Annotated in this window: 10 protein-coding genes and 1 riboswitch; all 10 genes read left to right on the forward strand. The window is 44.0% G+C overall.

What is annotated here, in order from left to right; all coding sequences use genetic code 11:
• The first annotated feature begins 516 nt into the window (after positions 1-516).
• The 10 genes from V6C27_06090 to V6C27_06135 all read left to right on the forward strand — a co-directional run bounded on the left by V6C27_06090 (position 517) and on the right by V6C27_06135 (position 11,580).
• Positions 517-774, forward strand: coding sequence for a hypothetical protein (locus V6C27_06090; protein ID MEG6615998.1), 258 nt, complete (start codon positions 517-519; stop codon positions 772-774).
• A gap of 269 nt (positions 775-1,043) precedes the next feature.
• Positions 1,044-1,145: riboswitch (purine riboswitch) on the forward strand.
• 147 nt (positions 1,146-1,292) lie between these two features.
• Positions 1,293-3,053, forward strand: coding sequence for an adenine deaminase (gene ade, locus V6C27_06095; GenBank protein MEG6615999.1), 1,761 nt, complete (start codon positions 1,293-1,295; stop codon positions 3,051-3,053).
• 11 nt (positions 3,054-3,064) lie between these two features.
• Positions 3,065-5,185: a xanthine dehydrogenase family protein molybdopterin-binding subunit gene (locus V6C27_06100; protein MEG6616000.1), complete on the forward strand. Its 2,121-nt coding sequence runs from the start codon at positions 3,065-3,067 to the stop codon at positions 5,183-5,185.
• Between the two features lie 48 nt (positions 5,186-5,233).
• Complete coding sequence (locus V6C27_06105) at positions 5,234-6,259, forward strand: BMP family protein (protein MEG6616001.1); 1,026 nt, start codon at positions 5,234-5,236, stop codon at positions 6,257-6,259.
• 55 nt (positions 6,260-6,314) lie between these two features.
• Positions 6,315-7,856 carry an ABC transporter ATP-binding protein gene (locus V6C27_06110; GenBank protein MEG6616002.1) on the forward strand — a complete coding sequence of 514 codons (1,542 nt, stop codon included), beginning with the start codon at positions 6,315-6,317 and terminating at the stop codon, positions 7,854-7,856.
• The gene (locus V6C27_06115) at positions 7,834-8,868 is read left to right on the forward strand and encodes an ABC transporter permease (protein MEG6616003.1); all 1,035 of its coding nucleotides are present in this window, start codon (positions 7,834-7,836) and stop codon (positions 8,866-8,868) included. The genes V6C27_06110 and V6C27_06115 overlap by 23 nt, the downstream gene beginning before the upstream one ends.
• The gene (locus tag V6C27_06120; GenBank protein ID MEG6616004.1) at positions 8,862-9,806 is read left to right on the forward strand and encodes an ABC transporter permease; all 945 of its coding nucleotides are present in this window, start codon (positions 8,862-8,864) and stop codon (positions 9,804-9,806) included. The genes V6C27_06115 and V6C27_06120 overlap by 7 nt, the downstream gene beginning before the upstream one ends.
• Before the next feature lie 83 nt (positions 9,807-9,889).
• Complete coding sequence (locus V6C27_06125) at positions 9,890-10,252, forward strand: hypothetical protein (GenBank protein MEG6616005.1); 363 nt, start codon at positions 9,890-9,892, stop codon at positions 10,250-10,252.
• An 18-nt stretch (positions 10,253-10,270) separates the two neighbouring features.
• Complete coding sequence (locus V6C27_06130; protein MEG6616006.1) at positions 10,271-10,747, forward strand: (2Fe-2S)-binding protein; 477 nt, start codon at positions 10,271-10,273, stop codon at positions 10,745-10,747.
• Positions 10,748-10,749: 2 nt separating this feature from the next.
• Positions 10,750-11,580 (forward strand): FAD binding domain-containing protein, encoded by an 831-nt coding sequence (locus V6C27_06135; GenBank protein MEG6616007.1) that lies wholly within the window; start codon positions 10,750-10,752, stop codon positions 11,578-11,580.
• Positions 11,581-11,827: the final 247 nt, after the last annotated feature.

Below are 11,827 nucleotides of genomic sequence, written 5' to 3' on the forward strand. Positions count from 1 at the left end.
GGTAGCCTAATGGCTAAAAGCAAAAGAAGTTGGACTAAGGATGATAATATACCTGGGTTAATTGCATACCTTAGATGACCCTAAATGGCATAAGCTACACTTGGTGCTGGATGCAAAATATCGCATTGATGCTTCGGCTAAGTACCTTGGATTATATTTTACGCTGATTTGCTGCAGAAAATCGAATTGACTTTTGGCGCCCCTTCTCAATTAAAATGGCGGGTGTGGTTTTTGCTAGAGGACGGAGTTAAGATACGGTATGCAGGTGCTTCTGGGTATATTATAAAGCACAACACATGGGAGAAATGTTTTATGAGGCTGGAAGATGTGTTGGGGTGTGTTGCTGCGGAAGGTGAGTAATTAGTGATGGGTAACAATGTGCGTATTTGTAAATGCCTAATGCAATAGCATTTAAAATTTTTTTTTACGTTGGCGACAAACAGTAGTCTTATAATGTCTTTATAATTATGTATAGATTTTGTGAGATATAAAGGAATTTGTTGCTCCATGACGAAAATGGAAATAATGGTAAAAATAACCAATGCGGGAGGACCTGAAAATATGTTTGAGAACTTTAATTTTGCTAAATTTGATGTTTTGTTGAAAACAGGAGAAGAAGGATTATATTTACCACCATATAAAGGTTCTACTTTGCGTGGAGGTTTTGGTTCAGTATTTAAAAGAATAGCATGTGCACAAAGAGGCAGTGAATGTCAGACATGCATGCACCCTAAGTTCATCGCCACCAGCCACGGTCCGTGCGTGAGGCTTTAACTAAAGAATATATAATTGTGTTATACTAAATTCGGGACAAGGGTCAAGCCCCTTTATTATCTGATGATAACCGGAAATGCGCCACTAACCGCTTAATCGGTCTGGCGCATTTTTGTGTATATCGTAAAGATTTCTTCGTTATCCGGTTTCTATGGGATGTACAAGATTGTTACGAAGTTTATAAAATATTGTACGAAATATGTAGAAATAAATTGAAATAACTCCATAATTGTGTTATATTACAATTAAATTGTCGAAAATTAAAAATCTAATAGTATTTTAGAGTGTCTCATATAATCCCGGTAATATGGTCTGGGAGTCTCTACAGAATAACCGCAAATTATTCTACTATGGATGGTGATGCTTCATATACCTCTATGCTTTTTAGGGGTATAGGTTGTTATGGGTATTTGTATACTTTTGTCACTAAACCTAGAGATCTTGTGGGAGATTTCTAGGTTTTTTTGTTGTTTAATTAGTTGTTTTACATACTTAAACATGCAACGGGAGGATGCACAATGACATTAAATATTGACGACTTAGTGGTTCAGTTACAAGCAGCCCAAGGAAAGGTTGCAGTAGATTTGCTAATTACCAACGTAAAGATAGTTAATGTTTACACTGAACAGATTATTGAAGGCTCCATTGCCATTAAAAATGGAAAAGTAGTTGCCTTAAACCCACAGCAACAATTAACTGCCGAAAAGGTTTACGATGCCCAGGGACAATATGCCATCCCCGGATTAATGGATGCCCACGTTCATATTGAACCGACCTTGCTTACCCCGGAGGCGCTGGCATCTCTGATTGTTCCCCATGGTACCACCACCATGTTTGTTGATGCCATGGAAATTGCCAATGTTGCCGGTGTGGATGGACTGCGGGCACTGCTTAGCAGTAACGATCGCCTGCCTTACCGTATTTATCTGGAGGTGCCTTCCAGGGTGCCTACCGCCCCTGGTTTAGAGACAACGGGTGGAGTTTTAGGCCTGGCGGAAGTTGAGGAACTTTTACAAGAAGATGTGGCAGTTAGTCTGGGTGAGCTTGATCCCTCCAAAATTTTAAATCTAAAGGAAGAGTACCTGCAAAAGGTTTTAAGTGCTCAAAAGCATGGTAAAGTGGCCAATGGGCATGCCATTGGATTGACCTGGGATGAATTAAACGTTTACGCCACCGCCGGTCTTAACGATGACCACGAATGCGTTGAATATGAAGAGTTGTTGGAGAGGGTAGCCCTGGGAATAACCGTGATGATTAGAGAGGGCAGCACCGAGCGCAACGTAGAAAAGCTGGTTAAAGGTGTGGTGGACAACCAACTAAACACCGAGTATCTGATTTTCTGTACCGACGACAAGCATGCCAACGATATCAGTAAAGAGGGGCATATCAACTACAACGTTAATAAGGCCATCACCCTTGGGCTAAACCCGATCAAAGCGATTAAAATTGCTACTCTCAACTGCGCCAGGCATTTTCGCATGGATCATATGCTGGGATCAATCACCCCCGGCAGACTGGCAGATATCATTCTGACCAAAGAACTGGATAACATTCAACCCACAGCTGTATTTAAAGAAGGAAACCTAGTTAGTGAAGCAGGCAAATTACTGCAAAATGTACCTTTAGACAGTTATCCGGAGTTTTTAAATAATACTGTCATACTGTCGCCTGATTTTAATCCTCAACAATTTGTAGTTCACTATCAGGGAACGGAATGTAAGGTTAAAACAATAAACATTTACACCGATCAAATAATTAATTACGCCACCGAAGAAGTACTACCGGTGCAAAATAACTGTGTGGTTCCAGACCCAACAAGGGATATTTTAAAGCTGGCAGTGGTGGAACGCTATGGCAAAAATGGTGATGTTGGGGTTGCTTTCGTCAAAGGTTTTGGCTTAAAGCAAGGTGCGCTGGCCATATCGGTATCCCATGATCACCATAACATCGTCACAGTGGGTTGCAACGATCAAGATATGTATGCGGCCGCTAAAGAGATAGAAAAACACGGTGGTGGATTGGTTGTGGCCAACCAAGGACAAGTGGTGGATGTATTCCCATTACCCATTGCCGGCTTAATGAGCAACTTATCAGCCGAAGAGGTGTTAGCCATCATGGAACGCCTAAATGGTGAAGCTAAGGCTTTAGGCTGTGAACTGCCGGCACCGTTTATGACGTTATCCTTTATCTCACTGCCCACAGTGCCGGAATTGGGCCTAACAGATAAGGGTTTGATAGATGTGCGGGGACATAAAGTAATTCCTCTGATAGTGGAATAGGGGGAGATGACATGAAGGAGATAGTGGGCACATCTATAAATCGTGTTGACGGTTGGGATAAGGCCACCGGTAAGTTGAAATACCCCAGTGATATTTATTTGCCAGACATGCTTTATTTAAAGTTGGTGCGGGCGGAGTGCCCCCATGGAATCATTAAAGCTATAGATACCACCGCTGCCCAGGAGATTGATGGCGTTTACGTTTTTACAGCGGTAGACGTTAAAAAGAACCGCTTTGGTAATATCATCAAAGATCAACCAGTATTTTGCCATCAAGTGGTGCGGTTTTATGGCGAACCGGTGGCCATGGTGGCGGCACCAACTAAAGAGTTGGCAGAAGCCGTTGCTAAAAAAATTAAGATTGATTACCAATCATTACCGCTGGTGCATGATCCCGAAGAGGCGCTAAATGAAAACGCAATAAAACTCCACCCCGATGGCAATTTGCTGCAACAGATAAATTATGAGAAGGCAGACATTGCTAAAGGGTTTGCAGATTCAGCACTGGTTTTATCCGATACCTTTACAGTGCCGATGGTGGACCATGCCTATATGGAACCGGAAGCGGGGGTTTCCTATATAGATGATAATGGCAAACTGACTGTGTTAGCTGGCACTCAAAACCCCTTTCACGACCGGCGGGAGATTTGTGAAACCCTGGACATTCCTTTGGAGCGGGTTACTGTAAAGGCTTTACTAACCGGTGGTGGATTTGGTGGCAAGGATGGCGTCACCGTGCAGATATATCTTGCTTTGGCAACGCTGTTAACCGGACGCCCGGCTAAATTAACCTTTAGTCGTGAAGAATCGTTAATTACTTCATATAAACGTCACCCAGCAAAGGTTAAGGTAAAAATGGGTTTTGCACCGGATGGCAAGATAAAAGCCTTTGCCGGCACAGTGTATTTTGATACCGGTGCCTATGCAGCGCTGGGTCCGGCGGTGTTGGGTTTGGGAATTGAACATTTCCACGGGCCATACCAAATTGAAAACGTAAAGTTGGATGGCTATTTGGTATATACCAACAAACCCCCAGCCAGTGCCATGCGAGGTTTTGGGGCGCCCCAGGTACTGTTTGCCACCGAAAGTTTGATAAACCGGGCCGCAAAGCAACTGGGTATCGATCCGATAGATATCAGGTTAAAGAACGCGTTGGAAGTGGGTGCAGAGGGGCCCTTTGGCCAAACCATGGAGCATTCGGTGGGGCTCAAGGAAGCCTTGAAGATGGCCAAAAAGTCATCCCTTTGGCAAGAAAAAAGCAATAACAGCGACCCATGTGTGGCCTACGGCATGGCAGCGGGCTTTTTAAGTTGCGGCATGGGCGCCGGCATACCGGATAACGCCAAAGTGGAAATTGAAAAGAAAAATGACCAATACATAGTTAAGGTGGGCACGGTGGAAATTGGTCAAGGTAATTTGACCGGTTTTACCCAAATTGCTGCCCAAGCGTTGGGAGTTACCATCGACAAAATTAAAATTGTTTCAGCCGATACCGATAACACCTATGATTGTGGCTCCACCGCTGCTTCCAGATCTACTTACATAACAGGCAATGCCATCATTGAAGCAGCCAAAGATTTAACAACAAAGGGTGGCCATGTTGGCACCGGTCAAGCCACTTTTCCCGAATCCTCCAGAAAGGATATCGGCATTGGATTGCCCCACGTTATGTACACTTTTTTGGTTAACTTGGTTAAGCTGCGCCTTAATCCCTTAACCGGGGAAATTAAGCTGCTAGATATGGTGGCAGTTACCGAAGCAGGTAAAATAATTAACCCTTGCTCACTGGCCGGGCAGATCCAAGGTGGAGTAGTGCAAGGCATTGGCTATGCTTTAATGGAAAACATGGTTTTTGATCAGGGTGTTTTGAGACAGAAGGATTTTAGCACTTACCTACTGCCAACGGCAAAGGATGTATGTGACATAAAAAGCCTAACGGTGGATGCCTACGAGCATACCGGGCCCTTTGGAGCTAAGGGCGCGGCAGAGGTGGGAACAGTGGCGGTAACTCCGGCGATAACTGGTTGTTTAACTGATAAGTGGGATCTGGTTATCAACCAACTGCCTATTTCCAGAGAGGAAATTGTAAACCAGTTACAAAAAAGCGGGGTGATTAATCAGTACATTAGCTGATGGTAGTGGCAATAATTCTATAACTAAAATAAGAGGAGAAATGATTAAATGAAAAAATCCATTTGGGTATTAATCGCTTTAGTGATTATGGTTGGTGCCATCGCCGTTGGTTGTGGCGGCCAAGATGCTTCCACCGGCGGCGAAACCTCCGGAGAAGAAAAGCTAAAGGTAGCGCTACTGCTACCAGGAAAAGTTGACGATGTTTCCTTTAACCAAGCCATGTATGAAGGCATGAAGGCAGTAGAGGAAGAACTGGGCGATCAAATTGAAGTCAATTATGTAGAGGAAGTATATGAAGTGGCAGACATTGAACCGGCACTGCGGGACTTTGCCTCTGAGGGTTACGACTTGATCTTTGGCCATGGCTTCCAGTTCATGGAGCCAATTATTAAAGTGGCAACGGAGTTTCCCGATGTGAATTTTGCCCTTGGTACAGGCTACAAAACTCTGCCCAACACTTGCGTTTACGACATTAAGTTAGAAGAGGGCGGCTACTTAATGGGTACCATCGCCGGCATGATGACAGAAACTAACAAAATTGGTGTTGTGGGCGGTGCTGATGTGGTAGAGATTTACCGTGGCCATGAAGCATTTAAGTATGCTGCTAAACAAGTGAATGCAGATTTGGAAATTCAAGAATTATATACTGGCGACTGGCGTGACATTGCCAAGGCAAAAGAGGGCGCCATTTCGATGTACGATTCTGGTGTGGACATCATTTGGCACTCCGGTGATGGCATCGGTCTTGGCGTAGTGGATGCCGGTAAAGAAAAGGGTAAAACTGTTTTAGGTAACGTAGCGGATCAAGAAGTGCTGGCCCCAGATGCAGTGTTGAGCGGTGTGGTTTATAATTTTGCTCCTATCATTAAAAACATTATCGAAGACGTGCAAAAAGACAATTATACCAACAGAGAAGATAAGTTTTACTGGTTGACAGTAGAAAACGAAGGTATTAACATAGCACCTTTCTATGAGCAGGATGCCGATGTACCCCAAGAGGTAAAGGACAAGCTGGCAGAGGTGGAGGAAGCCCTGGCAGCAGGTACTGTGGAAATGCCTCACTTTGATAAATAATGTTAAATTAAGGCCCGATTTTTATCGGGCCCGCACATTTTAAGGAGCTGTAGGTATGACAGATGCAGTTGTTACTTTAAAAGATATTACCAAAACCTTTGGCACTAACATTGCTAATGAAAATGTGACTTTAAACCTTAAAAAAGGCTCAATTCACGGGTTGCTGGGCGAAAATGGTGCCGGTAAAACAACGTTAATGAACGTGCTCTACGGTTTGTACAAACCCACCGCCGGCGAAATATTTGTAAAGGGTAAAAAAGTAGAAATAGATAATCCGTCCCAAGCGTTAGAACTTGGCATTGGTATGGTGCACCAGCACTTTATGCTGGTGAAGAATTTTACTGTGATAGAAAACATAGTTTTGGGGCCGGAAACCCGGAAATTAAGTATGCTGGATTTAGATTCGGCCACCAAGAAGATAGAGGATTTGTGTGAAAAATATAAAATCAAGATTGAACCCACCGCCAAGATTTCTCAGCTTTCGGTGGGAGAACAACAGCGGGTGGAGATTTTATCGGCAATTTATAGCGGGGCCGATATCCTGATTTTAGACGAGCCCACCGCAGTTTTAACTCCCCAGGAGGTGCAGGATCTGTTTCAAATACTGCGCCTAATGCGGGATAGTGGTAAATCAGTTATTTTTATCACCCATAAATTGGAGGAGATTCTCGAAATAGGGGATGAGATATCAGTTTTAAGAGACGGCAAATTAGTTGATACCGTGCAAGCTAAAGAAACCACCAAACAACAGCTAACTAATATGATGGTTGGCCGGGAAGTGCTATTTCAATTTTCCAAGGCAGAGGTTAAATCGGATAGAACAATCCTTAAAATTGAAAATTTACAGGCCAATAATGACAAAGGTTTACCGGCTTTGCAAGGTATTGATTTAGAGATAAATAATTACGAAATTCTCGGTATAGCCGGTGTGGACGGCAACGGTCAAAAGGAATTATGCGAAGTAATAACGGGTATCAGACCTGCAACCAAAGGCTCTATTTGGGTTTCTGAACAGTCAATGACAGGTAAAAATCCCAAGGAGTTCATTCAAAGCGGCGTTGCCCACATACCGGAAGATAGGCATAAAACCGGACTGGTGATGAATTTTAGTGTAATGAAAAATTGTATCCTTAAAGAATTTGATACTGGTAAGTTTTCAAAGGGCGGCTTTTTAAACTTTAAAGCCATTAAGGAAACCGCAGAGAAAATTGTTGCAGATTATAGCGTAAAAACCAGCTCCATTGATGCCAAGGTAAGGGAACTTTCTGGCGGTAATCAGCAAAAAATTATTTTAGGCAGAGAGATTAATTGTGCCCCTAAGGTGTTAATAGCAAACCAACCCACCCGGGGGCTTGATATTGGGGCAACGGAGTATGTTCGTCAGCGACTGATTGATCAAAAGGAGCAGGGGGTAGCAGTACTGTTGATCTCTGCTGATTTGGAAGAACTGATGCAAATTTCTGACCGCATTGCAGTTATATATGAAGGAAAAATCATGGGTATATTGGGACGAGATGAAATAGATATTGAAAACATAGGACTGATGATGGCCGGCGTAAAAGGAGGAGCAGCAAGTGAAAAAGATATTGCAGAATAGTATTAAAGGCATTGTTTCTCCTCTGGTGGCCGTGTTGTTGGCGTTTTTGGTGGGGGCGCTGCTGATGAAGGCAGCAGGTAATAACCCCATTGCAGCCTATGCCAGTCTTTTTAAAGGGGCCTTTGGCTCCAACCATCGCATTGCCGAAACGGTAGTGAGGGCAATACCGCTAATAATTTTAGCTTTAGGCATCTCCATTGCTTTTAAAGCGCAACTTTGGAATATCGGGGGCGATGGGCAATTCACCGTGGGGGCAATATTTGCTGTGTTTGTGGCCCTTACATTCCCCCTTTCCAATGCGATGTTATTGCCGCTCACCCTGATTGCCGCCTTTATCGGTGGGGCATGCTGGGGTGGCATAGCCGGTTTCTTTAAGGCTAAATTTAATGCCAATGAAGTAATTACTACGCTAATGCTAAACTATATTGCTCTTTATTTACTTGAATGGTTGGTTAAAGGGCCAATGATGGACCCCAAAGGGCATGGTTTTCCCCAAACAGAACTGATCAACGAAGGTTTAAGGTTACCGATACTGCTAGAGGGAACCAGGTTACATATGGGCTTATTTGTGGCCCTAGTGCTGGTGATGGGGGTCTATATGTTTTGGAGAACAACGCTGGGCTTTAAAACAGAAGTTGTGGGTCAAAGCCGCGAAGTGGCCCGGTACAGTGGGATAAAAGTAAATAAAATAATTATTATCACCATGTTTATTTCTGCAGGTTTAGCGGGATTGGCAGGGTGGACCGAGGTCTTTGGCGTTCATTATCGCTTATTGGAAAATGTCTCTGGGGGATTTGGCAATTTGGCGATAGTGGTGGCGCTGCTGGCAAATTTAAACCCCTGGGGGATAGTTGTTTCCGGGTTCTTTTTTGCGGCATTGGTTACCGGTGGTAATACTATGCAGCGCATGGAGGGCGTACCCTTTGCCTTAGTGGATGTTATTTTAGGGTTGACCATTATTTTTGTTATCAGCCGAGTTGTTTACAGGAGATGGAGGGATAAGCAGTGCTAGAACAAATATTGACAACAGGGTTCTTGGTAAGCTTGTTAGCAGGCGCGGTAAGAATGAGCGTGCCAATTCTTCTGCCAGCAATCGGCGAGATATTTACCCAACGGGCCGGGATTCTCAACCTAGGTTTAGAAGGCATAATGCTAATGGGGGCGCTGGGCGGCTTTGTGGGCGCATTTTTTACAGGCAGCCTTTGGATTGGTGTAGCGCTGGCGGTGGTTGTGGGTATGTTGTTTTCAGTTATCATGGCTGTTTTAAGTGTGACCATTAGGGCAGACCAGGTAATTGCCGGTGTGGCGCTAACTATATTGGGGACTGGTTTATCCACTTTCTTATTTAGAGTAATTTTTGGCATTCAAAAGTTGCCCCCTGCAATTGAGCCCTTTGAGGCCATATCAATACCCGTATTATCTAACATTCCTATCTTGGGGCCGGTGTTGTTCCAGCATAATATTTTAGTTTACCTTACCTTTATCTTGGTGGTGCTTAGCGCCATTGTCCTGAAGAGAACAACCTTTGGCCTTAAAGTGCGGGCGGTGGGGGAACATCCCCAGGCTGCCGACTCTAAAGGCATTAATGTTTATTTAATACGTTATATTTGTGTGGTTATCGGCGGAGCCTTTGCCGGTTTAGGCGGAGCATTTCTTTCCATTGGCTACATGAATACTTTTTTAGACCAAATGAGCGCCGGCAGAGGTTTTATTGCAGTGGCGGTGGTGATATTTGCCAGATGGAATCCCTATCGGGCGGTTGGCGGAGCCTTTGTGTTTGGTTTAGCCAGTGCGTTACAACTGAGATTACAGGCATTGGGCGTACCGATACCGCACCAGTTTTTATTGGCACTCCCTTATGTTTTAACCATCTTGGTGTTAATCAGTGTTTCTAAAAAGGCGGACTTTCCCAGTGCATTTACGTTACCCTATAACAGAGGTGAACGTTAGTGCGAAAAGGGCTAATTATATTAAGCGTCACCATAGCAATGGTGCTAGTGGTTAGCGTATTTAGTAACGCACGCCCAAAACCAATGACAGAGGAGAACGCAATCAAGCAGGTGGAAGGCTTTATTCAAGCGGTAAATGATAATAATCCTGCTGAAGTTTATAAATACTTGTCCCCTGATATTAAAGAGTTAATTGATCAGCAGGGTTTTGAGCGGAACTTTGCCAAAGAACGGTCGTATCCGTACCTCACGCCTTTATTTCTGTATTTGGATAAGCTGGAACTCAGTGAAGATAAACAGTCCGGCACTGTAGAGTGCATAGTGGCAGCCAGACTGCCGGGGCAACGGATGAACTTTACAGTTGTTTATGTTAAAGATAACTACTATCTGGTTGCCTTCCGAGATATTGCAGACGGAAGTTTTATAGAGAAATTTGATAAATTGTAGCAATGGGAGGTGTTCGCAGTGAAAAGGGATTATCAACTGCGGGTTAATGGCAAAGAGGTAACGGTTAATGTGTCTGCTACCACCACATTAATTGAAATACTAAGAGACCACCTGCAGCTAACGGGAACTAAAGAGGGATGCGGTAAGGGTGAATGCGGTGCTTGTACCGTGCTATTAAACGGCGAACCGGTTAATTCCTGTTTGGTATTGGCAGCCCAGGCAGATGGCCAAGATGTTATTACTATAGAAGGTTTAGAATCCGACAGAAAAGCCAATAAATTGCAGCAAGCTTTTGTAGATGTGGGTGCTGTCCAATGTGGTTACTGTACGCCGGGAATGATTATATCTTCTAAAGCGCTATTGGATAAAAATCCACAACCCTCCAGAGAAATAATTAGAGAAGCACTATCCGGCAATATATGCCGCTGCACAGGTTACACCAAGATTATTGATGCGGTGGAAAAGGCTTCAGTAAAGGCTTTAAAGGAGGAGTAGGTGTGAATATATATTCTGCTAAAAGCATTGCTGAGGTAACAAACTTCCTGCAAAGCTACGGAGGTGAGTCGCTGATCTTAGCCGGTGGCACCGATGTGGTGATGAAGTATAAGAACGGGTTACTAAAAAAAAGAGAAGTATGTAATACCTATGGCATTAGGGATTTAAGGTATATTAAAGAAACCGCAGATTCTCTGGCAATTGGCCCCCTAACAACCCACCATGATCTGGCGGAATCTAAGCTAGTACATAAATATGCCCCACCACTGGCCCAAGCCGCTGTTTCTGTGGGGTCGCCCCAAATCAGAAACCGTGGCACCATCGGCGGCAATATCGGCACCGCATCGCCGGCGGGGGACACGCTACCGGCGCTAATGGTGTTGGGGGCAGATATCAAGTTGCTTAGTTCCACCGGTGAAAGAACTGTCAACATCAGAGACTGCTTCACCGGCCCAGGTAAAACGGTAATAAAACCGGATGAACTTATTTTTGAAATTAACATCCCCAAACTGGTGGAGGGGGAGCAATCATTCTTTACCAAACTGGGTGCCCGCAGCGCCCTGGCCATTTCAATAGCCAGTGCCGCAGCGAAAGTCAGGCTGGAAAGAGGTGTGTTTACCAGCGTAGAGGTTTCATTAGGTTCGCTAGCCCCAACGGTGTTGTACCAGAGATTAACAATGCTAGAAGGGGAAAGGTTGCCGAATAAAGAACTTTGGCATAGGTTACAGTTTATTAAAGACCAGGTTAGCCCCATCAGTGATGTTAGGGCCAGCGCTGAATACAGAAAACAAATGGCAGTGGCTTTACTATTTGAGGGACTAAAGGATTTGTAACTGATTGCCTATTTTAAAAAGGAGGGTTTCGTATAAACTGGCACCCGTGTCAAGGACAATATAAAAAAAGAGATTAAGCAACTAAGAGATGATTCCTATATTGAATAGGGGTCATCTTTTGAGAATGTAAAGAGTTTCGTGTAAATGGTTAAACTTACCAACAAGGGAGGATGATCATTTTATGCGAAACTCTTCTTCATTAGCGAAGGAACTGGCGAAAGGCTGCCGCTCAGTTGAGGAAATTCAA

It is taken from the genome of Peptococcaceae bacterium 1198_IL3148, from assembly GCA_036763105.1.
Classification (GTDB): domain Bacteria; phylum Bacillota; class Desulfotomaculia; order Desulfotomaculales; family Desulfohalotomaculaceae; genus JBAIYS01.